Annotated in this window: 19 protein-coding genes and 2 tRNA genes; 12 read left to right on the forward strand and 9 right to left on the reverse strand. The window is 51.9% G+C overall.

Features of this window, described 5'->3' with window-relative positions:
- Window positions 1-24 precede the first annotated feature (24 nt).
- Entirely contained in the window at window positions 25-1428 is a 1404-nt protein-coding gene (locus MY052_RS10380) for a YchO/YchP family invasin (protein ID WP_248538756.1), read from the forward strand.
- Window positions 1429-1437: 9 nt separating this feature from the next.
- On the opposite strand, the gene narL is transcribed toward MY052_RS10380, so the two are convergent.
- Window positions 1438-2088: a two-component system response regulator NarL gene (gene narL / locus MY052_RS10385; RefSeq protein ID WP_035895589.1), complete on the reverse strand. Its 651-nt coding sequence runs from the start codon at window positions 2086-2088 to the stop codon at window positions 1438-1440.
- Window positions 2081-3880 carry a nitrate/nitrite two-component system sensor histidine kinase NarX gene (gene narX, locus MY052_RS10390; protein ID WP_202217808.1) on the reverse strand — a complete coding sequence of 600 codons (1800 nt, stop codon included), beginning with the start codon at window positions 3878-3880 and terminating at the stop codon, window positions 2081-2083. Before narX ends, narL begins: the two co-directional genes overlap by 8 nt.
- Window positions 3881-4191: 311 nt before the next feature.
- Between narX and MY052_RS10395 the strand changes: the two genes are divergently transcribed.
- From MY052_RS10395 to narI, 5 genes are all read left to right on the forward strand, one after another.
- Entirely contained in the window at window positions 4192-5583 is a 1392-nt protein-coding gene (locus MY052_RS10395) for a NarK family nitrate/nitrite MFS transporter (RefSeq protein WP_202217809.1), read from the forward strand.
- 393 nt (window positions 5584-5976) lie between these two features.
- Window positions 5977-9720, forward strand: coding sequence for a nitrate reductase subunit alpha (locus MY052_RS10400; RefSeq protein WP_248538757.1), 3744 nt, complete (start codon window positions 5977-5979; stop codon window positions 9718-9720).
- Window positions 9717-11255 (forward strand): nitrate reductase subunit beta, encoded by a 1539-nt coding sequence (gene narH, locus MY052_RS10405; RefSeq protein WP_035895582.1) that lies wholly within the window; start codon window positions 9717-9719, stop codon window positions 11253-11255. Before MY052_RS10400 ends, narH begins: the two co-directional genes overlap by 4 nt.
- Window positions 11252-11962 (forward strand): nitrate reductase molybdenum cofactor assembly chaperone, encoded by a 711-nt coding sequence (gene narJ, locus MY052_RS10410; RefSeq protein ID WP_248538758.1) that lies wholly within the window; start codon window positions 11252-11254, stop codon window positions 11960-11962. Before narH ends, narJ begins: the two co-directional genes overlap by 4 nt.
- A complete protein-coding gene (narI, locus tag MY052_RS10415) occupies window positions 11962-12639 on the forward strand; it encodes a respiratory nitrate reductase subunit gamma (RefSeq protein WP_035895580.1) in 678 nt (225 codons plus the stop codon). The genes narJ and narI overlap by 1 nt, the downstream gene beginning before the upstream one ends.
- 235 nt (window positions 12640-12874) lie before the next feature.
- Here narI and MY052_RS10420 read toward each other — a convergent pair.
- The 4 genes from MY052_RS10420 to MY052_RS10435 all read right to left on the reverse strand — a co-directional run bounded on the left by MY052_RS10420 (window position 12875) and on the right by MY052_RS10435 (window position 14590).
- A tRNA-Tyr gene (locus MY052_RS10420) sits at window positions 12875-12959 on the reverse strand.
- Window positions 12960-12995: 36 nt separating this feature from the next.
- Window positions 12996-13080, reverse strand: a tRNA-Tyr gene (locus MY052_RS10425).
- A gap of 162 nt (window positions 13081-13242) precedes the next feature.
- Complete coding sequence (gene purU / locus MY052_RS10430; protein ID WP_035896037.1) at window positions 13243-14085, reverse strand: formyltetrahydrofolate deformylase; 843 nt, start codon at window positions 14083-14085, stop codon at window positions 13243-13245.
- A 46-nt stretch (window positions 14086-14131) separates the two neighbouring features.
- Entirely contained in the window at window positions 14132-14590 is a 459-nt protein-coding gene (locus MY052_RS10435) for a YchJ family protein (RefSeq protein WP_123652466.1), read from the reverse strand.
- A gap of 111 nt (window positions 14591-14701) precedes the next feature.
- On the opposite strand from MY052_RS10435, the gene rssA reads away from it, so the two are divergent.
- From rssA to galU, 3 genes are all read left to right on the forward strand, one after another.
- On the forward strand, window positions 14702-15613 hold the full coding sequence (gene rssA / locus MY052_RS10440; RefSeq protein ID WP_115074083.1) for a patatin-like phospholipase RssA: 912 nt from the start codon (window positions 14702-14704) through the stop codon (window positions 15611-15613).
- Between the two features lie 91 nt (window positions 15614-15704).
- Window positions 15705-16718 carry a two-component system response regulator RssB gene (gene rssB, locus MY052_RS10445; RefSeq protein ID WP_035896041.1) on the forward strand — a complete coding sequence of 338 codons (1014 nt, stop codon included), beginning with the start codon at window positions 15705-15707 and terminating at the stop codon, window positions 16716-16718.
- Window positions 16719-17037: 319 nt separating this feature from the next.
- Entirely contained in the window at window positions 17038-17946 is a 909-nt protein-coding gene (gene galU / locus MY052_RS10450; RefSeq protein WP_035896043.1) for a UTP--glucose-1-phosphate uridylyltransferase GalU, read from the forward strand.
- A gap of 169 nt (window positions 17947-18115) precedes the next feature.
- Here galU and hns read toward each other — a convergent pair whose 3' ends face one another.
- Window positions 18116-18523 (reverse strand): histone-like nucleoid-structuring protein H-NS, encoded by a 408-nt coding sequence (gene hns / locus MY052_RS10455; RefSeq protein ID WP_035896045.1) that lies wholly within the window; start codon window positions 18521-18523, stop codon window positions 18116-18118.
- A 914-nt stretch (window positions 18524-19437) separates the two neighbouring features.
- Here hns and tdk point away from each other — a divergent pair.
- Entirely contained in the window at window positions 19438-20067 is a 630-nt protein-coding gene (gene tdk, locus MY052_RS10460; RefSeq protein ID WP_248538759.1) for a thymidine kinase, read from the forward strand.
- Between the two features lie 139 nt (window positions 20068-20206).
- Here tdk and adhE read toward each other — a convergent pair whose 3' ends face one another.
- On the reverse strand, window positions 20207-22876 hold the full coding sequence (gene adhE, locus MY052_RS10465; protein WP_248538760.1) for a bifunctional acetaldehyde-CoA/alcohol dehydrogenase: 2670 nt from the start codon (window positions 22874-22876) through the stop codon (window positions 20207-20209).
- Between the two features lie 496 nt (window positions 22877-23372).
- On the opposite strand from adhE, the gene MY052_RS10470 reads away from it, so the two are divergent.
- Window positions 23373-24020 carry a YchE family NAAT transporter gene (locus tag MY052_RS10470; protein WP_035896051.1) on the forward strand — a complete coding sequence of 216 codons (648 nt, stop codon included), beginning with the start codon at window positions 23373-23375 and terminating at the stop codon, window positions 24018-24020.
- Between the two features lie 589 nt (window positions 24021-24609).
- Here MY052_RS10470 and MY052_RS10475 read toward each other — a convergent pair.
- Entirely contained in the window at window positions 24610-24822 is a 213-nt protein-coding gene (locus MY052_RS10475; RefSeq protein ID WP_185064541.1) for a hypothetical protein, read from the reverse strand.
- On the opposite strand from MY052_RS10475, the gene oppA reads away from it, so the two are divergent.
- A complete protein-coding gene (gene oppA / locus MY052_RS10480) occupies window positions 24782-26413 on the forward strand; it encodes an oligopeptide ABC transporter substrate-binding protein OppA (protein WP_035896054.1) in 1632 nt (543 codons plus the stop codon). The genes MY052_RS10475 and oppA overlap by 41 nt on opposite strands.
- Window positions 26414-26497 lie beyond the last annotated feature (84 nt).

The raw sequence follows: 26497 nt of genomic DNA on the forward strand, positions 1-26497 counted from the left end.
TGCTTTGAAGCTGGCTATGGGGTTGTGGTTTTGTCTTTGCGTTTTTACTCGTCATTTTTGGTGTTGCTGGTGTTGACCGTGGGCAGCGCGCGTGCGCGAACGTCGTTCGTCGAAGAGGCGGAGCACCCCTTCGATAATCCGGCTGATAGCCTGCCGGACCTCGCCATCACTCCGGATAATCACGATGCAGAGAAACATTTTGCCGAGATGGTGAAAGCCTTTGGCGAAGCCAGCATGACCGATAACGGCCTGGATACCGGCGAGCAGGCGCGGCTGTTTGCGCTGACGCAGTTGCAGGATAAGGTCAACGGTCAGATGAACCAGCAGTTGGAAAGCTGGCTATCTCCCTGGGGGAATACCAATATTCAGCTGCTGGTGGACGGCCAGGGGAAGATGACCGGCAGCCACGGCAGTTGGTTTGTGCCGCTGCAGGATAATATGCATTATCTCACCTGGAGCCAGTTTGGTCTGACCCAGCAGGACGATGGGCTGGTGGGGAATCTGGGGTTAGGGCAGCGTTGGGTCGCCGGGCAGTGGCTGCTTGGCTATAACACCTTTTATGACAGCCTGCTGGATGCCAACCTTAACCGCGGCGGGCTGGGCGCGGAGGCCTGGGGCGAAAACCTGCGCTTTTCTGCCAACTACTATTACCCACTGCACGATTGGCAGAATACGGGCACGACGCTGCAACAGCGTATGGCGCGCGGCTACGATCTGACGGCGCAGGCCTGGATACCCGCTTATAACCATATCAACACCAGCCTGAGCGTCGAGCAATACTTTGGCGACAGCGTTGACCTGTTCCGCAGCGGCACGGGCTACCGTAACCCGGTCGCGGTCTCCCTTGGCCTTAACTATACCCCGGTGCCGTTATTCACCTTCAGCGCCCAGCATAAGCAGGGAGAGAGTGGGGTAAACCAGAACAATCTCGGCATGAAGGTTAACTATCGTTTCGGCGTACCGTTGAAGAAGCAGCTTGCCGCCGACGAAGTGGCACAAACCCGTACGCTGCGTGGCAGCCGCTACGATGCGCCGGAGCGCAACAATTTGCCAGTGATGGAATTCCGCCAGCGTAAAAGCCTGAGCGTCTATCTGGCAACGCCGCCGTGGGATCTGACCGGGTACGAGACGGTTGAGCTTAAACTCCAGGTGCGGGATGAATACGGCGTGAAATCATTAAGCTGGCAAGGGGACACGGCGGCACTAAGCCTGACGCCGCCGGCATCCAATGCCAGCACCGATGGCTGGAGTATTATTATGCCGGCCTGGGATCCGACGGAGGGTGCCAGCAATACCTGGCATCTGTCGGTCATTGTGGAAGATAACAAAGGGCAGCGCGTCACCTCGAATGAGATAACGCTGGCGCTGACCGAACCTGTCGTCAGCTTTGCCCCGCAGGGCAATAGCTGGTTGGACATGGCGCCATAGCGGCAACGGTCAGAAAATACGTTCCTGGTGTACCCATACGGCGGCTTCGACGCGGGATTTCAGCTTCATTTTCTTCAGCATGTGCTTCACGTGAACCTTCACGGTGCTTTCCGTGATGTCCAGACGGCGGGCAATCATCTTGTTCGGCAGGCCCTGGGCGATCAGTTTGAGAATATCGCGCTCACGCGGGGTCAACTGGTTGATGTCGCGATCGGAAGTCGCGCGGTTGGCGCGCAGGCTGGCGGCCAGCACGGGCGTTAATGCTTCACTTAATACCATTTCACCGGCGGCAGCTTGTTGCAGGGCTTTCAGCAGATCTTCCGGTTCCATATCTTTCAGCAGATAGCCATCAGCACCGCGTTTGAGGGCCGTGACCACGTCTTCTTCATGGTTGGACACGCTGAACACCACCACGCGGCCAGACAGTGATTTCTCACGCAGCTTGTCGAGGGTTTCCAGACCGTTCATGCCAGGCATGTTGAGATCGAGCAGAATCAGATCGGGATCGAGGGTTTCTGCCAGTTCAATTCCTTGTTCACCATTGCTGGCTTCGCCTACAACCTGAATATCTGATGCCATACTGACCAGTTGTTTCACGCCGGTACGCAGCATAGGATGATCGTCAATTAACAGGATAGTAGCCCGTTCCTGATTACTCATGAGTATCTCCTTGGGGAGTAGAAAGCGATTGTTCGGGGACAAACGTAACCACGACTTCAGTGCCGCCGCTTTCACGACGACGAACCTGGCAATCGCCACGCAGGCTTTGTGCGCGGTCACGCATAATAATGAGGCCATAATGGTTGCTGCGTTCAGCGTGCAGCGGGACGCCGCAGCCGTTGTCGGCCACCACCAGTTTGACCTGGTTGTTTTGTTGGGTAACGCTGACTTTGACTTCTGTCGCCTGCGAGTGCTTAAGCGCGTTGCTTAAGGCTTCGCGGGCAATCTGCAGCAGGTGAATCGCCTGGTGCGATGGCACGCAGCGTGGCGGCAGTTGATAGTCGAGCTGCACCGGGAAGCCGAAATGGCTGCTGTACTCCTGGCAGCTGTCCTCCAGCGCCGGACGCAGGCCAGACTCGGTCAGCTTCAGACGGAAGGTGGTCAGCAGTTCGCGCAGCTGCGCCCACGAGGTGTTTAGCTCATTGCGCACCTGGCTTAGCAGTTCGCGACTTTCCGCAGACGACTGCTCTTTTTGCATCATTTGCAAACAACTGACCTGCATCTTCATGCAGGAGAGGGACTGGGCGATGGAATCGTGAAGTTCGCGGGCAATCGTTGAGCGCTCTTCCATCACGATCAATTGCTGCTGGCGCTCGAGCTGTTTATCCAGCGCCAGCGTTGAGGTGATTTGCTCGAGTAGGGTATCAACCAGCTGTTGCTGATCGTGGCTTAGCTCGCGGCCGTGCGGCAGGGTCGCCAGCAGGATGCCGTACTGGTTGCGCGGGTCGGTCAGCCGCCATTTCAGCGTGATGCCGTCATGCGGTGCGGTATCGACGTCGCGCGGGCAAAGATAACAGCCTCTGTCGTCGCACTCCCAGCCGGAGTGGCAGCTGAATTCCTGATGGTTATCTTCGTCTTCGGTATCGTAAACCCGGACTTCAATTTCCCGCAGCGGGGTCAGTTCCTGGAGGCCGTTCAGCACCGGAGAGATGCGTTCACACAGCGGCACGCTGGAATGCAGTCGGCGGTTAGCCTGCCACAGGAAAGAGAGGATCGCATTTTTCTGCTCCAGCCCGGCGGTTTTCTCCTGTACACGACGCTCCAGCGAGGCATAGCTCTCCGCTAGCTCGGCGGACATATTGTTCAGCGCCATGCCAAGGGTGGCCATTTCGTTGCGGCCACTGATTTGCGCGCGATGGGTAAAATCGCGATGGCTGATGGCTTCGGCCATGCGTAGCAACTGTCGCCACGGGTGCAGCAGCCGGGTGCGTAGCCAGAAGACGGTGAAGATAAGCAATACCGCCATGAAAAAGGCCATCAGTCGGTGCATCCATACCACGTGAGAGATGCGCTGTTCGGTGGTGTGATCGAAGACGGTGACCAGTTGGTCTATACGGTTCACAAAGCCGGTAAGATCGCTGGCGACTTCATCCGGATTGCTCGCCTGACTAATATCCGGTGCCAGATGCTTCAGCCAGTATTGCTGGAGTTCTTGAAGCTGCTTCACCTGGCCATCGCGTTCAGCGGCCAGCTGTAATTGCGGGCTGAAGACGGTTTTCTGCATCTCGTCAAACAGCACATCGTCGTCCTTATCCACCGGAATAGCGGCCAGCAGGCGATAGCTCTGCATACGCAGCGAACCGGCCTGGTTGATGGCATGGGCGCTACCCTGCACGCCGTTCACCAGGCGTGCGGAAATCATCATACTTGCCACGCCAATAAGGGTAGACAGCAGTACGATGAGGGCCAGTTGATTCACCAGCGTGAGTGGTGTAAAAAAACGTCTAAACATGGTGCGATAAGGCTCCTGACGGAAAACTCTCCGGCGAGTGGCGTTATTTTCGACTATCGCCTGGAGTATACCCATACCCCTAAAGAGTTACCCCTTTATTTCCATCATAGTTGAGGTGCTGAGGGTAGAGGAGTATGAGCGTAACAGCCACGTGAAATAACAGGTTTTTTTAACCATAAAAATCTACCCATAAAGGGTGATGATTTATTTTTAAGCAATATAATGCCAACTTTTCCTTTGATTTATATCAACTTACCGCGCGGTGTAAACCCTAATGTGGCAGGGGTTGATATTAATAATCAGAGGTGTCTATGAGTCACTCCACTGCCCCGGAAAGGGCAACCGGCGCTGTCATTACCGACTGGCGTCCGGAAGATCCGGCATTCTGGCAGGAACGCGGTCATCGCGTCGCTAGCCGGAACCTGTGGATTTCAGTTCCGTGCTTGCTGCTCGCATTCTGCGTCTGGATGTTGTTCAGTGCCGTTGCGGTCAATTTACCAAAAGTGGGCTTCCAGTTTACAACCGACCAGCTGTTCATGCTGACCGCGTTGCCTTCCGTTTCCGGCGCACTGCTGCGCGTACCGTATTCTTTCATGGTACCGCTGGTGGGTGGCCGTCGCTGGACCGCGTTCAGCACCGGGATCCTTATCATTCCTTGCTTATGGCTGGGCTTTGCCGTTCAGGACACCTCCACGCCGTTTAGCACCTTCATCATTATCTCTCTGCTGTGCGGCTTTGCGGGTGCAAACTTCGCGTCCAGTATGGCGAACATTAGCTTCTTCTTCCCGAAAGCGAAGCAGGGCGGTGCGCTCGGCCTCAACGGCGGCCTCGGCAATATGGGCGTGAGCGTTATGCAGCTGGTGGCTCCACTGGCGGTTTCTCTCTCTATCTTCGCGGTATTTGGTAGCCATGGCGTGACGCAGCCGGACGGCAGCGAGCTGTTTCTGGCAAACGCGGCGTGGATCTGGGTACCGTTCCTGGCCATCTTCACCGTAGCTGCCTGGTTTGGCATGAACGAACTGGCGACGTCGAAAGCGTCTTTGAAAGAGCAGTTGCCGGTGCTGAAACGTGGTCATCTGTGGATCATGAGCTTGCTGTATCTGGCCACCTTCGGTTCGTTTATCGGCTTCTCAGCCGGTTTTGCGATGCTGTCAAAAACCCAGTTCCCGGAAATTCAGATCCTGCATTACGCCTTCTTCGGTCCGTTTATCGGTGCGCTGGCGCGTTCTGCCGGTGGGGCGATTTCCGACCGTCTGGGCGGGACCCGCGTGACGCTGATTAACTTTATCCTGATGGCGGTATTCAGTGCGCTGCTGTTCATGACCCTGCCAGATAACGGCGTAGGCGGTAACTTCATCGCCTTCTACGGTGTCTTCCTGGCGCTGTTCCTGACCGCCGGTCTGGGGAGTGGTTCCACCTTCCAGATGATTTCCGTTATCTTCCGTAAGCTGACTATGGATCGCGTGAAAGCCGAAGGCGGTTCTGACGAGAAAGCGATGCGCGAAGCGGCAACCGATACGGCGGCAGCGTTGGGCTTTATCTCGGCGATCGGTGCTATCGGCGGCTTCTTTATTCCGAAAGCGTTCGGTACCTCTCTGGAATTAACCGGCTCACCGGCTGGCGCGATGAAAGTATTCCTCGTGTTTTATATTGTTTGCGTCGTGGTGACCTGGGCGGTATACGGCCGTAAAGCGAGAAAATAACGGATTACGTTATTTCTGAATAAGGGCGCGAGGTTTCGCGCCTTTATTTTTATCCCCACTTAGTTACAACATACTATTGGTGTTTTTCATTAGTCTGGCATCGTGCCCGGCAAGGATGAGGCCTCGCAAGAAAGGCTCTACCCCTTAATACCGCCGGGGCTTATTTTTACATCTTGAAATATGCGGTTTTCGTAAAAACCCCTTAATTTACAGATGGTTGAAAAATAAGAATGCGTACCACCTTGGTGGTATGTGCTATTTCTGTGGCATTTGTTAAGCAAAGCCACCTTGATCGTTATCAATTCCCTACACCTTTCAGCGCGTTAACTTCGCTGCAAATTCAGCAATGTCGATTTATCAGAGAGCCGACAGGCTCCAAACAGGAGAGACCCGATGAGTAAATTCCTGGACCGGTTTCGCTACTTTAAACAGAAGGGCGAAACATTTGCCGATGGGCACGGACAGATTCTAGATACCAACCGGGATTGGGAAGATGGATACCGCCAGCGCTGGCAGCATGACAAGGTTGTGCGTTCAACGCACGGCGTAAACTGCACCGGTTCCTGTAGCTGGAAAATTTATGTCAAAAACGGTCTGGTTACCTGGGAAACCCAGCAGACTGACTATCCGCGCACCCGTCCGGATCTGCCTAACCATGAACCTCGCGGCTGTCCGCGTGGGGCGAGCTATTCCTGGTACCTCTATAGCGCCAACCGTCTGAAATACCCGCTGATGCGTAAACGCCTGATGAAAATGTGGCGTGAAGCGAAAAAACTGCACAGCGATCCGGTTGATGCCTGGGCATCCATTATTGAAGATGCCGACAAAGCGAAAAGCTTCAAACAAGCACGTGGCCGCGGTGGCTTCGTTCGTTCCTCCTGGCAGGAAGTGAACGAACTGATTGCCGCGTCCAACGTTTACACCGTGAAAACCTACGGCCCAGACCGCGTGGCAGGCTTCTCACCAATTCCGGCGATGTCGATGGTCTCCTACGCCTCTGGTGCACGTTACCTTTCCCTGATTGGCGGTACCTGTCTGAGCTTCTACGATTGGTACTGTGACCTGCCGCCTGCTTCTCCGCAGACCTGGGGTGAGCAGACTGACGTTCCAGAATCCGCTGACTGGTATAACTCAAGCTACATTATCGCCTGGGGTTCAAACGTTCCGCAGACGCGTACCCCGGATGCTCACTTCTTCACCGAAGTCCGCTATAAAGGTACCAAAACCGTTGCTATCACGCCGGACTACGCTGAAATCGCTAAACTCTGCGACCTGTGGTTAGCACCGAAACAGGGTACCGATGCGGCCATGGCGCTTGCCATGGGTCACGTGATGCTGCGTGAATTCCACCTCGATAAGCCGAGCCAGTACTTCACCGATTACGTTCGCCGCTATACCGACATGCCAATGCTGGTAATGCTGGAAGAGCGTGACGGCTTCTACGCCGCGGGTCGTATGCTGCGCGCAGCGGATCTGGTTGATGGTCTGGGTCAGGAAGAGCATCCAGAATGGAAAACCGTCGCCTTTGATGAAAAAGGCGAGATGATCGCGCCAAACGGTTCTATCGGTTACCGCTGGGGCGATAAAGGTAAGTGGAACCTCGAACAGCGCGACGGCAAGACCGGCGAAGAGGTTGAGCTGCGCCTCAGCTTGCTGGGCAGCCATGACGATGTTGCACAGGTTGGCTTCCCGTACTTTGGCGGCGACGGCACCGAACACTTCGCCAGCGTAGAACTGGAAAATATTCTGCTGTACAAACTGCCGGTGAAACGCCTGCAGCTGGCAGACGGCAGCACCGCGCTGGTGACCACCGTTTATGACCTGACCATGGCTAACTACGGTCTGGAACGCGGTCTGAACGATGAAAACTGCGCAACCAGCTACGAAGATATTAAAGCGTACACCCCGGCGTGGGCTGAGAAAATCACCGGTGTATCCAGCGCGCAGATCGTCCGTATCGCGCGTGAGTTCGCCGATAACGCCGATAAGACGCATGGTCGTTCGATGATCATCGTCGGTGCCGGTCTGAACCACTGGTACCACCTCGATATGAACTATCGTGGTCTGATTAACATGCTGGTGTTCTGCGGCTGTGTCGGTCAGAGCGGCGGCGGCTGGGCGCACTACGTGGGCCAGGAAAAACTGCGTCCGCAGACCGGCTGGCAGCCGCTGGCGTTTGCCCTTGACTGGCAGCGTCCGGCTCGTCACATGAACAGTACGTCCTACTTCTATAACCACTCCAGCCAATGGCGCTATGAGTCGGTTACCGCGCAGGAACTGCTGTCACCGCTGGCGGATAAATCTCGCTATACCGGTCACCTGCTGGACTTCAACGTGCGTGCTGAACGCATGGGCTGGCTGCCGTCTGCTCCGCAGTTAGGCACTAACCCGCTGCGCATCGCCGATGAAGCGAAGAAAGCGGGCATGACGCCAGTGGACTACACCGTTAAAGCGTTGAAAGAAGGTTCTATCCGCTTTGCTGCGGAACAGCCGGAAAACGGTAAAAACCACCCGCGTAACCTGTTCATCTGGCGTTCGAACCTGCTGGGCTCTTCCGGTAAAGGTCACGAATACATGCTGAAGTACCTGTTGGGTACCGAGCACGGTATTCAGGGGATGGATCTCGGCAAGCAGGGCGGTGTGAAGCCGGAAGAAGTGGAATGGCAGGATAACGGCCTCGACGGCAAGCTGGATCTGGTGGTGACGCTGGACTTCCGTCTGTCGAGCACCTGTCTGTATTCCGACATCGTGCTGCCTACCGCGACCTGGTATGAAAAAGACGATATGAATACTTCGGATATGCATCCGTTTATTCACCCGCTGTCAGCCGCCGTTGATCCAGCCTGGGAATCAAAAAGCGACTGGGAAATCTACAAAGGCATCGCGAAGAAATTCTCCGAAGTCTGCGTGGGGCACCTTGGTAAAGAAACCGACGTGGTGACCCTGCCAATCCAGCACGACTCCGCTGCCGAACTGGCACAGCCTTTAGACGTGAAGGACTGGAAAAAAGGTGAATGCGACCTGATTCCTGGCAAAACCGCACCGCACATTATTCCAGTTGAGCGTGACTACCCGGCAACCTATGAACGCTTTACCTCCATCGGCCCATTGATGGAAAAAATCGGTAACGGCGGTAAAGGGATTGCCTGGAACACCCAGAGCGAAATGGACTTGCTGCGTAAGCTTAATTACACCAAGGCAGAGGGCCCGGCGAAAGGCCAGCCAATGCTGGATACGGCGATTGATGCTGCAGAGATGATCCTCACCCTGGCGCCGGAAACCAACGGTCAGGTCGCGGTGAAAGCCTGGGCGGCGCTCAGCGAGTTTACCGGTCGTGACCATACGCACCTGGCGCTCAACAAAGAAGACGAAAAAATTCGCTTCCGTGATATTCAGGCGCAGCCGCGCAAGATTATCTCCAGCCCAACCTGGTCCGGTCTGGAAGACGAACACGTCTCTTACAACGCTGGCTATACCAACGTTCACGAGCTGATTCCATGGCGTACGCTGTCTGGTCGTCAGTCGCTGTATCAGGATCACCAATGGATGCGTGACTTCGGTGAAAGCCTGCTGGTTTACCGTCCGCCTATCGACACCCGCTCGGTGAAAGAGGTGATGGGTAAGAAATCCAACGGTTACCCAGAGAAGGCGCTGAACTTCCTGACGCCGCACCAGAAATGGGGCATTCACTCTACCTACAGCGACAACCTGCTGATGCTGACCTTAGGTCGTGGCGGCCCGGTCGTGTGGATGAGTGAAGAAGATGCCAAAGAGATCGGTATTGAAGACAACGACTGGATTGAAGTCTTCAACAACAACGGTGCGCTGACCGCGCGTGCGGTAGTCAGCCAGCGTGTACCGGCCGGGATGACCATGATGTACCACGCGCAGGAACGTATCGTAAACCTGCCGGGTTCAGAAATTACCGGTCAGCGCGGCGGTATCCATAACTCGGTGACCCGCATTACGCCGAAACCGACCCATATGATCGGTGGCTATGCGCACCTGGCCTACGGCTTTAACTACTACGGTACCGTCGGTTCAAACCGTGATGAGTTCGTTGTGGTACGTAAGATGAAGAACATTAACTGGTTGGATGGCGAAGGCAATGACCAGGTACAGGAGAGCGTAAAATGAAAATTCGTTCACAAGTCGGCATGGTGCTGAATCTCGATAAATGCATCGGCTGTCATACCTGCTCAGTCACCTGTAAAAACGTCTGGACCAGCCGTGAAGGGACCGAGTACGCATGGTTCAACAACGTTGAAACCAAGCCGGGCACCGGTTTCCCGACCGACTGGGAAGATCAGGAGAAATACAAAGGCGGTTGGATCCGTAAAATCAACGGCAAGCTGGTGCCGCGCATGGGTAACAAAGCGCTGCTGTTGGGTAAAATCTTCGCTAACCCGCATCTTCCGGGTCTGGATGATTACTACGAACCGTTTGATTTTGACTACCAGACGCTGCACAACGCGCCGGCTGATAGCAAGGCGCAGCCGATTGCACGTCCACGCTCGCTGATTACCGGCAAGCGCATGGACAAAATCACCAAGGGTCCGAACTGGGAAGACGACCTCGGCGGTGAGTTCGAGAAGCTGTCGAAAGACAAAAACTTCGAGAACATGCAGAAGGCAATGTACGGCCAGTTCGAAAACACCTTCATGATGTATCTGCCGCGTCTGTGCGAGCACTGCCTGAATCCGGCGTGTGTCGCCACTTGCCCGAGCGGTGCAATTTACAAGCGTGAAGAAGATGGCATCGTACTGATCGATCAGGATAAGTGCCGCGGCTGGCGTATGTGCATCACCGGTTGCCCGTACAAAAAAATCTACTTCAACTGGAAGAGCGGCAAGTCTGAAAAATGCATCTTCTGCTATCCGCGTATTGAAGCGGGTCAGCCGACCGTGTGTTCAGAAACCTGCGTGGGCCGTATTCGTTACCTCGGCGTGCTGCTGTATGACGCGGATGCCATTGAAACGGCTGCAAGCACCGAGAACGAGAAAGACCTGTATCAGCGTCAGCTGGACGTGTTCCTCGATCCAAACGATCCGAAAGTGATCGAGCAGGCGCAGAAAGACGGTATCCCGCTGAGCGTGATTGATGCAGCACAGAAATCGCCGGTTTATAAAATGGCGATGGACTGGAAGCTGGCGCTGCCGCTGCACCCGGAATACCGCACGCTGCCAATGGTCTGGTACGTGCCACCGCTGTCACCAATTCAGTCCGCAGCCGATGCGGGTGAACTGGGCAGCAACGGCATCCTGCCGGACGTGGAAAGCCTGCGTATCCCGGTTCAGTACCTGGCAAACCTGCTGACCGCAGGTGACACCCAACCGGTACTGCTGGCGCTGAAACGTATGCTGGCGATGCGCCACTTCAAGCGTACCGAGACCGTTGACGGTGTGATTGATACCCGCGCGCTGGAAGAGGTCGGTCTGACCGAAGCGCAGGCGCAGGAAATGTACCGTTACCTGGCGATTGCCAACTACGAAGATCGTTTCGTGGTTCCAAGCAGTCACCGTGAACAAGCGCGCGACGCGTTCCCAGAGAAAAACGGTTGTGGCTTTAGCTTCGGCGATGGCTGCCACGGTTCGGACAGCAAGTTCAACCTGTTCAACAGCCGTCGTATTGATTCTGTGGATGTGAGCAGCAAAACGGAGCCACACGCATGATTGAACTCGTGGTGATTTCACGTCTCCTTGAGTACCCGGATGCTGCCTTATGGCAGCATCAAGGCGAACTCTTTGACGTTCTGTCTGAATCAGAAAAACTGGAAAAAGCGGATGCCCAGGCTCTGGGCGTTTTCCTGCGCGATTTAACCGCGCAGGATCTGCTGGATGCTCAGGCTGCCTACAGCGAGCTGTTTGACCGCGGTCGTGCGACGTCGCTGCTGCTGTTCGAACACGTGCATGGTGAATCCCGCGACCGCGGGCAGGCGATGGTCGATCTGCTGAATCAGTACGAGCAGCATGGCCTGGTTCTCGACAGCCGCGAGCTGCCGGACCACCTGCCGCTGTATCTGGAGTACCTGGCGCAGCTGCCAGAGAGCGAAGCGATTGGCGGCTTGCAGGACATCGCGCCGATTCTGGCGCTGCTCTGCGCGCGTCTGCAACAGCGTGAGAGTCGTTATGCGGTGCTGTTTGAGCAGTTGCTGAAGCTCGCGAACAACGCGGTTGATGAAGCCAAAGTGGCGGAAAAAATTGCCGACGAAGCCCGCGATGATACGCCTCAGGCGCTGGATGCGGTGTGGGAAGAAGAGCAGGTGAAATTCTTTGCCGACCAGGGCTGTGGTGACTCGGAAATTACTAACCACCAGCGTCGTTTTGCCGGTGCCGTGGCCCCGCAATATCTGAATATCTCTAACGGAGGACAGCAATAATGCACTTCCTGAATATGTTCTTCTTCGACATTTATCCGTACATTGCGGGTTCTGTCTTCCTGATTGGCAGCTGGCTACGTTACGACTACGGCCAGTACACCTGGCGCGCCGCGTCCAGCCAGATGCTGGATCGCAAAGGGATGAACCTCGCATCTAACCTGTTCCACCTTGGGATCCTGGGCGTGTTCGCCGGCCACTTCCTGGGCATGCTGACGCCACACTGGATGTATGAAGCATGGCTGCCGTTGGAAGTAAAACAGAAGATGGCGATGTTTGGCGGTGGCGCGGCTGGCTTGATGTGTCTGGTCGGCGGTGTTCTGTTACTTAAGCGCCGTCTGTTCAGCCCACGCGTACGTGCCACGACGACCGGTGCTGACATCCTGGTGCTGTCCGTTCTGGTTATCCAATGTGCGCTGGGTCTGCTGACGATTCCGTTCTCTGCGCAGCATATGGACGGTAGCGAGATGATGAAACTGGTTGGTTGGGCACAGTCCGTGGTGACCTTCCACGGCGGCGCTTCCGCACACTTGGACGGCGTGGCGTTTATCTACCGTATGCACCTGGTGCTGGGTATGACGCTGTTCCTGCTGTTCCCATTCTCGCGCCTGGTGCACATCTGGAGCGTGCCGGTCGAGTATTTGACCCGCAAGTATCAGATTGTTCGTGCGCGCCATTAATAGGGCGTAGTGATGTGCTAAACCCCGCTTAGGCGGGGTTTTTTGTTTGTGCGGCCTATTCCCCGGCGGCGTTGCGCTTGGCCGGGCTACACGAATATCGAAGCATTTGTAGCCCGGCCAAGCGCAGCGCCGCCGGGATGTATATGGCAGAGAGGCAAGATAGAGTCAGAGGAATAACAGAAATAACTAAGAGAGATTTGAATATTTAATCGAATGAGGTACTACCGAGAAGAGATGGTGGTGGGGGAAGGATTCGAACCTTCGAAGTCGATGACGGCAGATTTACAGTCTGCTCCCTTTGGCCGCTCGGGAACCCCACCACTGGGGTAATTCAAATTGTAGGTAAAGCTGAGAGATGGTGGTGGGGGAAGGATTCGAACCTTCGAAGTCGATGACGGCAGATTTACAGTCTGCTCCCTTTGGCCGCTCGGGAACCCCACCACGGGGTAATGCTTGGTTTTACTGGCCTGCTTCCTTCTTGGGAAGCGGGGCGCATCATATCAAATGACGCGCCGCTGTAAAGCATTCGTTTACCGAAAATGAACTGTTTGCGTACTTTTCATCCGTAACGGATTAAAGCTAATCAATTCATTTCTCAAGTGATTAAAGAATGATCGTCCGATTACCGTACACGAAGACGCGCTGAGCTAATACCTGATATAGCGCACGGCTCAGTACGTTTTTCTCTACGTCTCGACCGGCACGCATCATATCTTCCGCGGTATAGGTATGATCGACGTGAATCACGTCCTGCATGATGATTGGACCTTCGTCCAGATTATCGTTCACGTAGTGCGCCGTCGCACCCACAATCTTCACGCCGCGTTCATAGGCCTGGTGGTAAGGGCGCGCGCCGATAAATGCTGGCAGGAACGAATGGTGGATGTTGATAATCTTGTTCGGGAAACGAGAGACGAACTCAGGCGTCAGCACGCGCATATATTTCGCCAGCACCACGTAGTCCGGCTCGTGCGCTTCGATAGCGTCGGCCATTAACTTATCATGCTCCTCGCGCGCCAGCCCTTCGTGGCTAACCAGTTGGAAAGGAATGTCAAAACGTTCAACAAGGGTGCGCAACGTTTCATGGTTGCCGATGACGGCCGCGATTTCGACATCCAGTCCGCCATAGTTGGCCTTCATCAACAGATCGCCAAGGCAGTGGGCTTCTTTCGTTACCAGAATCACGATACGGCGACGGCCCGCAGGGTTTAATTCACGAACAGAACCTTCCGGCAGCGCGCTGTCTAAGTCTGCGAGCAGGGTAGAGTCGTTAAAGATCCCTTCCAGCTCCGTACGCATAAAGAAGCGTCCGGTGCGGTGATCGACGAACTCGTTGTTCTGCACGATGTTTAATTCGTGCTTGTAGCAGATGTTGGTGATGCGCGCGATAAGCCCTTTTTGGTCAGGGCAGATGGTGCGAAGAACTTTACGTTGTATGGAATGCATTGCCGGGTAAATCCTGTTGATGATGTTTGCGAAGCTGTTATTGGGTTTATTGCCCACAGCATTTTTTAAATTTTTTGCCAGAGCCGCATGGGCAGGGATCGTTTCTGCCAATGACCGGACGTGTGCCATCAATATAGTACCACTGACCGTTTTCTTTTAAGAATCGTGAACGCTCAATGATGGCACCATTCTTGTTATTTTCATGAAAACGGGCAACGAAGCTGACAAAACCTTCATCAGGCGTACGACCTGCTTCGGTGGCAAATACGGTAAGCCCAAGCCATTCGGTTCGGGAGAATCCGCTCTGGATATCGTCGCGGAAAGCCGCCGCCTGACACGAAGGGTGCCAGGTCTTTACTAGATAGTCGGCGTCTTGTTTAACGAAGGCGCTGTAACGTGAGCGCATAAGCAACGCTGGCTCAGGGGCGCATTCGCTACCGGACAGATAACGCTGGCAACATAAGCTATACTCGAGAGCGCTGCCGCAAGGACAAAGTTCAGACAAAGACAACTCCTGAATCGATAATTAACGGCGAATTAACGCCTGATAGCACTATGTTAACCGAGCGCTGGCTATGATGCCACGCTATCAGTAAGAGGATGTTCATCGGTCGCAATGAGAAAACTTAAAATTGGCCTGGCATTAGGCTCAGGAGCTGCGCGGGGCTGGTCGCATATTGGTGTCATTAAGGCGCTACAGGAAATGGGTATCGAGGTTGATATCGTTGCAGGATGCTCAATCGGCTCGTTGGTTGGTGCGGCGTATGCCAGCAACCGTCTGCCTGAACTGGAAAAGTGGGTCTGCTCATTCAGCTACTGGGATGTGCTTCGCCTGATGGATCTTTCGTGGCGGCGGGGTGGACTACTGCGTGGGGAACGCGTCTTTAATCATTATCGACAGATTATGCCTAATGAGGTGATTGAGCAGTGCGAGCGACGCTTTGCTGCCGTTGCTACGAACCTCAGTACCGGACGCGAAATTTGGTTTACCGAAGGCGATCTCCATATGGCGGTACGTGCGTCATGCAGCATTCCTGGGCTGATGGCGCCGGTATTACACAATGGCTATTGGCTTGTCGATGGTGCGGTAGTCAACCCGGTACCGGTATCGCTCACACGTGCGCTTGGTGCTGATATTGTTATTGCGGTTGATTTGCAGCATGACGCACATCTTATGCAGCAGGATCTTCTGTCTGTCAATCTTCAGCCTGATACGGAGATGAATGAATCGCCAGATGAGCTATCATGGCATGAGCGTCTTCGCGCCCGTTTAGGGCGAGTGGCCGCGCGTCGGTCGGTTGTTGCTCCGACGGCGATGGAGATCATGACAACCTCAATACAAGTCCTGGAAAACAGGCTGAAGCGAAACCGCATGGCCGGCGACCCGCCGGATATTATATTGCAGCCGTTCTGCCCCCAGATCTCAACTCTGGATTTCCATCGAGCCTCATCTGCGATAGCCGCGGGTCAACAAGCGGTTGAAAAAAAGACAGATGAGCTTTTGCCTTTAGTGCAGAGTTCAACTTAAGGCATTTTTTTCGACTACTTCAGCAAAATCTGAAAGGCGATTATCACAATAGCATGCCACTATTTACTTATCGTCGGGCAGGGGAGACATCATGACGCAGCCGTTGGCGGGAAAACAGATTTTAATAGTCGAAGACGAACCCGTTTTCCGCTCACTTATGGATTCATGGCTTTCGTCATTAGGCGCGAATACGCTGTTGGCGCAAGATGGCGTCGACGCCTTAGCGCAATTGGCGAACCAGAAACCCGACCTGATGATTTGCGACCTTGCCATGCCGCGCATGAACGGTCTCCAGTTGGTTGAGCACGTCCGTAATGCAGGACAGCAGATACCTATTCTGATTATCTCTGCCACTGAGAATATGGCTGATATCGCCAGGGCATTACGTCTTGGAGTACAGGATGTCTTATTAAAACCGGTTAAGGATCTTAATCGCTTGCGAGAGACTGTGCTCGCTTGCCTCTATCCCAATATGTTTAATTCGCGGGTTGAGGAAGAAGAGCGTCTGTTTGAAGATTGGGATGCCCTGGTTAACAATCCTGCCGCCGCTGCTAAACTCTTGCAGGAGTTACAGCCGCCGGTACAGCAAAATATTTCACACTGCCGTATAAATTATCGCCAATTAATGGCGGTGGATGCCCCTGGTTTGGTTCTGGATATTGCGCCATTGTCAGAACAGGACCTGGCGTTTTATTGTCTTGATGTTACTCGCGCCGGAGATAATGGCGTTTTGGCCGCGCTATTACTTCGCGTGCTTTTTAATGGCTTGTTGCAGGAACAGCTCTCGCATCAAGGGCAACGCCTACCTGAATTGGGGAGTTTGTTGAAACAGGTCAATCAGCTTTTGCGCCAGGCAAATCTTCCTGGGCAGTTCCCTCTATTGGTCGGTTATTACCATAGCGGATTAAAAAATCTGATCCTTGTGTCGGCTGGTTTGAATGGAACGTTAAATACCGGCGAGCATCAAATACAAATAAGCAATGGCGTCCCGTTAGGGACGTTAGGAACGGCTTATCTCAATCAAATAAGTCAACGTTGCACCTCATGGCAGTGCCAGATTTGGGGTGCCGGTGGCCGTTTGCGCTTAATGTTGTCTGCGGAATGAGCAAACGCATTTTTTTACAGGGATAGCTTTAACAGCTTATCTGCCATAGTGATACTATCTGCCAAATTGATGTGGATATACTCGTCATGTTTCAGCGTGCTGGTGCGTTAGCCAGGCTCATTATCTTTCGTTACAGCGATTAATCTGTACTTGAGTTTATGAGTGGCGTTCCCTCCTGTAGCTCTACGTCTTCGAGTATTTATCTTAATTCGAGGTCAACGCATCCTTTTCGGACCAGCCTCAGGTGGCTGTGATGATATACTCAATGCGTTATTAATTAACGAGCAAGTTCAAAGTTTGAACAGTTCAGGAGATTTGAATGGCTGCCCTAAATTCGAAAGTAAGAAAGGCTGTTATCCCGGTGGCGGGATTAGGTACAAGGATGCTGCCGGCTACCAAAGCAATTCCTAAAGAAATGCTGCCTTTGGTGGATAAGCCTTTAATTCAGTATGTTGTGAACGAGTGTATTGCAGCTGGTATCACTGAAATTGTACTGGTGACCCATTCTTCTAAGAATTCCATTGAAAACCACTTTGACACCAGTTTTGAGCTTGAAGCCATGCTGGAGAAGCGCGTAAAACGTCAACTTCTGGAAGAAGTGCAGTCTATCTGCCCTCCACATGTAACCATCATGCAGGTCCGTCAAGGGCTGGCAAAAGGTCTTGGGCATGCGGTTCTGTGCGCGCATCCGGTTGTAGGGGATGAACCTGTTGCTGTGATCCTGCCGGACGTTATTCTTGATGAATACGAGTCTGACTTAAGCCGCGAAAACCTCGCTGACATGATTGCACGTTTCGATGAAACGGGCGCAAGCCAGATCATGGTTGAACCGGTTGCAGACGTGACGGCATACGGTGTCGTGGACTGTAAGGGCGCCACCCTGAATCCTGGCGACAGCGTGCCGATGGTTGGGGTTGTCGAGAAACCAAAAGCGGACGTTGCGCCTTCTAACCTCGCTGTTGTGGGTCGTTATGTGCTGAGTTCTGAAATCTGGGCTCTGCTTGCCAAAACCCCTCCGGGTGCTGGCGACGAAATTCAGTTAACCGATGCCATTGATATGCTGATCGAGAAAGAAACCGTTGAAGCGTATCACATGAAAGGCAAAAGCCACGACTGCGGTAATAAACTCGGTTATATGCAGGCATTTGTCGAATACGGTATTCGTCACAATACGCTAGGTGAGGATTTTAAAACCTGGCTGCAAGAGACACTTGGCGTCGCGAAGTAATTTAACGAATGTTGCTAAAGTCGGGGAGACCCGGCTTTTTTTTATTTCTAAATAACACAAATGGATAAAAAATGAGCGTCAATGTGCCTGCTGGTTATCAGTTGTCACATTTTTCAGATATAAAAAATCCCGCCGAAGCGGGATTTTTTACGAAGCAGATGGATTAACCTTACAGCAGGAAATCATCCAGGGTTTTACCCTGCTCATCCATTGCTTTTTTGATAACAGCTGGAGTACGACCCTGGCCAGTCCAGGTTTTGGTTTCGCCGTTCTCATCAACATAGCTATATTTAGCAGGACGTGCAGCGCGTTTAGCTTTAGTGCCAACTTTAGCAGCAGCCATGCTATTCAGCAGTTCGTTCGGATCAATTCCGTCTGCAATCAGCATTTCACGGTATTGTTGCAGTTTACGAGTGCGTTCTTCGATCTCAGCGGCTGCTGCGTTTTCTTCTTCACGGCGCTCGTTAACAACAACTTCTAATTTTTCCAGCATTTCTTCAAGCGTTTCAAGGGTGCATTCTCTTGCCTGCGCACGAAGAGTACGGATGTTGTTCAAAATTTTAAGTGCTTCGCTCATTGTAGTAATCTCAAACTTATATTGTGGGGTGGTTTGTTGAGGTAATAATAGAGCGATAAAATCAGTTGTGCAATAGGGAAGAATGTAAGGAATTCAAAATAACGTGTTATTTGGTGCGATATTTAATATGTATAAGTTAAATTGCTGACGAGCTTCGACATCTTCACGGTGCTTATTGCTGGGGCGAAATCGCGATAACACGCGGGGTGTAGGTGTGTTTTTACACGCAAATATACTCCGTATGGATAAATATCAACCTTATGTATTAGCCTGCATGCATCGACCCAACGCACGACTTTATAAAATGATGCATGGCGGTATCCTTCCGTCCTCACGACCTCTCCGGGCTTTCTGCAGCTGATTGTCCTCATGGATATTCATCTATTTGACTGATAGCGACCGGTGATAAATTGTATACTTCCGGTTAGTAAGTTCATTGCAGCACAGTGACAATAACCGTGTGATGCTCAAGGGTGTACTGGTTTATGCCCATAGTTATGACGATGTTATTTTGCTGATGGTTACGTTTAATTTACAGATAACAATGGTGAGTACTTCGCTACACAAATTGTGGTCGATCACATTTTCAATGATGGACTCATTAATCTTTTCAACTATTAACCTTGCTAGCTATTTTTACTGCCGGGTTGGAGTACAGCAGCAGAGTAGGTGTCTGAAAAAAAACACTAACTAATTGAGTCTAATGATGATGTTACCGATGCATGTCACATAATTATGCAAGACGGTCGTTGAGGTATTGTTTAATATTGGACGCAGCGTGGTGTCCAGCTGTACGGTGTGTGCTTTCTTTATGTGTACGTATACATAGCGGTGGGATGACACAGGAAGCCTGGGGGTAAATATGTTACACTGCGCCCCGTTTAAAAAACGTATCGATTAGGACTCCTCAGCCAATGGCACAACTTTATTTCTACTACTCAGCAATGAATGCGGGGAAGTCGACGGCGCTTTTACAGTCGTCATACAATTACCAGGAACGGGGTATGCGAACCGTGGTTTATACCGCCGAAATAGACGACCGTTTCGGGGCAGGCAAAGTCAGCTCACGAATTGGTCTCTCTTCTCCAGCGAAGCTTTTTAATCAGGCGAGTAACCTGTTTGCTGAAATAAGCGCTGAGAACGCACGTGAACCGGTTAATTGCGTGCTAGTGGATGAATGCCAATTCCTGACGCGTGAGCAGGTCTACGCGCTGTCTGACGTGGTAGATAACCTCGATATTCCCGTATTATGCTACGGACTGAGAACGGATTTCCGGGGCGAACTGTTCGGGGGGAGCCAGTATCTGCTTGCGCTCTCCGATAAGCTGGTTGAGCTAAAAACGATTTGCTTCTGCGGCCGTAAGGCCAGCATGGTACTACGTCTCGATCAGGAGGGTAGACCTTATAACGAGGGCGAGCAGGTGGTGATTGGCGGTAACGAGAGATACGTCTCCGTGTGCCGTAAGCACTACAAAGAAGCGCTGGAAGAAGGCTCACTGGCCGTCATTCAGGATAAGCATCGTAAGACCTGTCGTTCTTGTTAATCCTCTCCTGATGCGTTTGCTGCCGTTTTAGTGACGGTGAGGGAACGCAGAACCTATTAATTTCAGCCAGCCAGGCATAAAAAAAGCCCCATCATGGATGGGGCTTGTTTTTTTATGCTTTCAGCAAGAAATCAGCGGATTATTTCTTCGCTTTTTTCTCAGCTTTAGCGGGTGCAGCTTCTTTCTTCTCTTCAACTGAACCTTCTACGAATTCACGACCGTAGTAAGTATCCAGCAGAATCTGTTTCAGTTCAGCAATCAGCGGGTAGCGTGGGTTAGCACCGGTACACTGGTCATCAAACGCATCTTCAGAGAGTTTGTCAACGTGTGCCAGGAAGTCGGCTTCCTGTACGCCTGCTTCACGGATTGATTTAGGAATACCCAGTTCAGCTTTGATCTCTTCCAGCCAGCCCAGCAGTTTTTCGATTTTCGCTGCGGTACGGTCGCCCGGTGCAGACAGACCCAGATGGTCAGCGATTTCAGCGTAACGACGACGCGCTTGTGGGCGGTCATACTGGCTGAAAGCAGTCTGTTTAGTTGGGTTGTCGTTCGCGTTATAACGAATAACGTTGCTGATCAGCAGGGCGTTCGCCAGACCGTGAGGAATGTGGAACTGAGAGCCCAGTTTGTGCGCCATTGAGTGACATACACCCAGGAAGGCGTTCGCAAACGCGATACCCGCGATGGTTGCTGCACTGTGTACGCGTTCACGTGCTACCGGGTTCTTAGAACCTTCATGGTAAGACGCTGGCAGGTTTTCTTTCAGCAGTTTCAGCGCCTGCAGAGCCTGACCGTCGGAGAACTCAGAAGCCAGTACGGAAACATAAGCTTCCAGGGCGTGAGTAACTGCATCCAGACCACCGAAAGCACACAGGGACTTCGGCATATCCATGACCAGGTTGGCGTCAACAATTGCCATGTCAGGAGTCAGCGCGTAGTCAGCCAGTGGGTATTTCTGGCCAGTTGCGTCGTCGGTTACAACCGCAAACGGAGTCACTTCAGAACCAGTACCGGAAGTGGTGGTGATCGCAACCATTTTTGCTTTCACGCCCATTTTCGGGAACTTGTAGATACGTTTACGGATATCCATAAAGCGCAGCGCCAGTTCTTCGAAGTGCGTTTCTGGGTGTTCGTACATGACCCACATGATTTTTGCTGCGTCCATCGGGGAACCGCCGCCCAGCGCGATGATCACGTCTGGTTTGAAGGAGTTAGCCAGCTCTGCACCTTTACGAACGATGGTCAGAGTCGGGTCAGCTTCAACTTCGAAGAACACGTCAGTTTCAACGCCAGCAGCTTTCAGTACAGAAGTGATCTGGTCTGCATAGCCGTTGTTGAACAGGAAGCGGTCGGTCACGATCAGCGCGCGTTTGTGGCCATCAGTAATCAGCTCATCTAACGCGATTGGCAGTGAGCCACGACGGAAGTAGATAGACTTCGGAAGTTTGTGCCACAACATGTTTTCAGCTCGCTTAGCAACGGTTTTCTTGTTGATCAGGTGCTTAGGACCAACGTTTTCAGAGATGGAGTTACCACCCCATGAACCACAACCCAGGGTCAGGGAAGGTGCGAGTTTGAAGTTGTAGAGGTCACCGATACCACCCTGGGAAGCAGGGGTGTTGATCAGGATACGCGCGGTTTTCATCATCTGACCGAAGTGAGCAACGCGTTCTGGCTGGTTGTCCTGGTCGGTGTACAGGCAAGAGGTATGACCGATACCGCCCATCGCAACCAGTTTTTCAGCTTTCTCAACGGCATCGTTGAAGTCTTTTGCACGATACATCGCCAGGGTTGGAGACAGTTTTTCGTGTGCAAACGGCTCGCTTTCGTCAACAACTTTCACTTCACCAATCAGGATCTTAGTGGTTGTTGGAACGGTGAAGCCTGCCAGTTCAGCAATTTTGTATGCTGGCTGACCAACGATAGCGGCGTTCAGCGCGCCATTTTTCAGGATAATGTCCTGAACGGCTTTCAGCTCTTTGCCCTGCAGCATGTAGCCGCCGTGGCTGGCAAAACGTTCGCGAACGGCATCGTAAACGGAGTCAACAACAACAACGGACTGCTCAGAAGCACAGATAACGCCGTTATCGAAGGTTTTAGACATCAGCACGGATGCAACAGCACGTTTGATATCAGCGGTTTCGTCGATAACAACAGGGGTGTTACCTGCGCCAACGCCGATTGCTGGTTTACCGGAGCTGTATGCTGCTTTAACCATGCCTGGACCACCGGTCGCGAGGATCAGGTTAATTTCAGGGTGATGCATCAGTGCGTTAGACAGTTCGACAGACGGTTGGTCAATCCAGCCGATCAGATCTTTTGGCGCGCCAGCAGCGATTGCCGCTTGCAGAACGATGTCTGCTGCTTTGTTGGTCGCATCTTTCGCACGTGGGTGTGGAGAGAAGATGATGGCGTTACGCGTCTTCAGGCTGATCAGCGATTTGAAGATAGCGGTAGAAGTTGGGTTAGTGGTTGGTACGATACCGCAGATGATGCCGATTGGTTCAGCGATGGTGATGGTACCGAAAGTGTCGTCTTCAGACAGAACACCACAGGTTTTTTCATCTTTATAGGCGTTGTAGATATATTCAGACGCGAAGTGGTTTTTGATCACTTTGTCTTCAACAATACCCATGCCAGATTCGGCAACGGCCATTTTTGCGAGAGGGATTCGAGCATCTGCAGCGGCCAGAGCGGCGGCGCGGAAGATTTTGTCAACTTGCTCTTGAGTGAAACTGGCATATTCACGCTGGGCTTTTTTTACGCGCTCTACAAGTGCGTTAAGTTCAGCGACATTAGTAACAGCCATAATGCTCTCCTGATAATGTTAAACTTTTTTAGTGAATCATCTGCTCGACAAGTCAGTATAGACAAATCGCCTGCAGCTGGCGAAAAAGTTAAGAAAACAAGGTGTTATCCACAACTGATTCACTGATTTACTAAAAGAGCTTTAATTTAGCCAAGGAGCTCACCGAGCTGGATACGCCGTTTTTTATCAGAGCGTCTCCCTTTCGGTGTAAGCAGATTACTCACTTCTGAGTACGATTTGCATGATCTAAATCAAGTTTAAGCCAAGCTGACACCTTTCAGCATGACCCTTTTAGCAAATTATTAATGCTGTTAATCAATCGTGAGTAGAGGTGGGTTTAACATTAGCATATTTTATACAACTCAGTAACACTCTGTTTTGTACCCGGTTTTATGGATAATTCAGATGAACCTAAGGCTTAAACAGGGTATTGTCAGCGCAAATTATGGTTTGCCGTTCGTCAAATACTAACTTTTAATGATGCTCTGGGGTTAACGTGATTCAAACGCTGTTTGATTTTCCTATCTTCTTTAAGTTCTTTATCGGCCTGTTTGCGCTGGTCAACCCGGTAGGGTTGATTCCCGTGTTCATCAGCCTGACAAGTAATCAGACGGCGATGGTACGCAACAAGACCAACCTGACGGCGAGTCTCTCTGTTGCCATTATCCTGCTAACTTCGCTTTTCCTTGGCGACGTTATTCTGCAACTGTTTGGAATTTCCATCGATTCTTTCCGTATAGCCGGTGGGATTCTGGTCGTCAGCATTGCGATGTCGATGATCAGCGGGAAACTGGGGGAGGATAAGCAGAATAAACAGGAGAAAACGGAAACCTCGGTACGAGAAAGCCTGGGCGTTGTGCCGCTGGCTCTGCCGCTGATGGCTGGCCCTGGGGCGATTAGCTCAACCATTGTGTGGGGGACGCGCTACCATTCCCTTCCTTATTTGTTAGGCTTCTCACTTTCTATTGTGCTTTTTGCTTATTGCTGTTGGGGCATTTTCCGTATTTCACCCGGGCTTGTGCGTATGCTGGGGCAGACGGGCATCAACGTTGTGACACGTATCATGGGGCTGCTACTGATGGCTCTGGGTATTGAGTTTATTGTGACGGGTATCAAATCTATCTTCCCAGGCTTGGTCGGTTAATTATTCTACGGCGGTAGTGACGCGCTAGCCGTCATTACCGCCGTGACTATCGGAAAAACATATTCTTCAACTTTTGTTACATGCCATACATAATTAATTTGAATGTTATGAAAAAATATTAAATATCAATAGGCTATAACTTCATTTTCTGCCTGCCATCTCGAACCATCATGTTATTTCTCTCACACCATACTCTGATACTTGCTGTTAGATAATTGAAATGATATTAGTAATTTCAGTTTCAATGCAGAGTTATGTGCTAAAAAATAAGCAACTGTTAATTTTTTGTACAAAAAACACGCAAGCGTTCAACGCGCGCAGTTCCAGGACTGTTTTTTTTATCTATCTATTTGAAAAATATTGAGTTCAGATAGATTGGTTTTGCGATTACGCTAACGACCATCGCGCAAAATGTTGAACAAAAGAGAATTGGTTAACAAATTTGCAAATTATATTGGCGGCAGTGGTAGGCATTTGGTACTTTCCGGCCAGGGTAATTTTCAAGATAAAGTTTTGTAAACGATAACTGTTTCTAGTTGTAAATAGTTATGAACAGAATAAGAAAGGCTTCCCGACAGGGGGGAGGCTTTTAATGAATCGACGTCAGGTTGCCAATAAGAGCAGCCGTAATAAAAAAGTCGGTGATAGCAGCAGTAAACGACCCGGCAGACGCAAAAATCTCCTGCGCTGTACGGGAACCCGAAAGGGGACTAAACAGGCTGGCGTGAGTCAGTAATAATAATGAACGGAGTATCAACACAATGTCCATCATCACAAAAAAAAGCCTGGTTGCGGCAGGCATTCTATCCGCACTGATCGCGGGAAGTGCTATGGCTGCAGATGTTCCTGCAGGCGTGCAGTTGGCAAGCAAGCAAACGCTCGTGCGTAACAGTGGCGCAGAACCACAGTCTCTCGACCCGAATAAAATTGAAGGGGTACCTGAGGCGAATATTAGTCGCGACCTGTTCGAAGGGTTGCTGAATACCTCTCCTAAAGACGGTCACCCGATTCCGGGCGTTGCAGAAAGCTGGGATAATAAAGACTTTAAAGTCTGGACATTCCACCTGCGTAAAGACGCTAAATGGTCTAACGGCCAACCGGTTACCGCACAAGATTTCGTATATAGCTGGCAGCGCCTGGTGGATCCGCAAACTGCTTCCCCCTATGCGAGCTATCCGCAGTACGGCCATATCGTGAACGTTGATGAGATCATCGACGGTAAAAAAGCGCCGAGTGAACTGGGCGTGAAAGCGCTGGATGACCACACGCTGGAAGTCACCTTGAGTGAACCAGTGCCTTACTTCTATAAATTGCTGGTTAACCCGGCCATGTCTCCGGTCTACAAGCCAGCCATTGAAAAATTCGGCGAAAAATGGACTCAGCCTGGTAATATCGTGACCAACGGTGCTTACACCCTGAAAGATTGGGTTGTTAACGAACGTATCGTGATGGCACGTAACCCGCAGTATTGGGACAACGCCAAAACCGTCGTTGACGAAGTTACCTGGCTGCCAACGTCTTCTGAAGTGACCTATGTGAACCGCTACCGTAGCGGTGAGCTGGATATGACCTATAACCAGCTGCCAATTGAACTGTTCCAGAAGCTGAAAAAAGAGATCCCGAACGAAGTTCACGTCGATCCGTATCTGTGTACTTATTACTACGAAATTAACAACCAGAAAGCACCATTTACCGACGCACGTGTTCGTACCGCGCTGAAGCTGGGTCTGGATCGCGATATTATCGCCAACAAAGTGAAAGGCCAGGGCGACCTGCCTGCATATGGCTACACTCCGCCGTATACCGATGGCGCGAAGCTGACCGAGCCAGAATGGTTCAAGTGGTCACAGGAAAAACGTAACGAAGAAGGTAAGAAACTGCTGGCTGAAGCAGGCTATACCGCTGACAAGCCGCTGACCTTCAACCTGTTGTACAACACCTCCGATCTGCACAAGAAACTGGCTATCGCAGCGGCTTCTCTGTGGCGTAAAAACCTCGGCGTAGAAGTGAAGCTGGTGAACCAGGAATGGAAAACCTTCCTTGATACCCGTCACCAGGGTACCTACGACGTTGCGCGTGCGGGCTGGTGTGCGGACTATAACGAACCCACTTCCTTCCTGAACACCATGCTGTCCGGCAGCTCCATGAACACGGCGCACTATAAGAGCGAAGCGTTCGATAAGATCATGGCTGAGTCCGTGAAAGCGTCTAATGAAGAACAGCGTACCGCCGCGTATGCGAAAGCTGAACAACAGCTGGATAAAGATACCGCGATCGTACCGGTCTATTACTATGTGAACGCCCGTCTGGTGAAACCATGGGTTGGCGGCTACACCGGTAAAGACCCGATGGATAACGTTTATACTAAAGATCTCTACGTTATCAAGCATTAATGGCAATACGTGGGGCGGGTGCTGGCTCGCCCCATCGTGTCTTATTTGAGAGCAGTGCAAAGGCACATGCCAGAAGGTACGGGC

The sequence above is a fragment of the Kluyvera ascorbata genome, from assembly GCF_023195735.1.
GTDB lineage: Bacteria > Pseudomonadota > Gammaproteobacteria > Enterobacterales > Enterobacteriaceae > Kluyvera > Kluyvera ascorbata.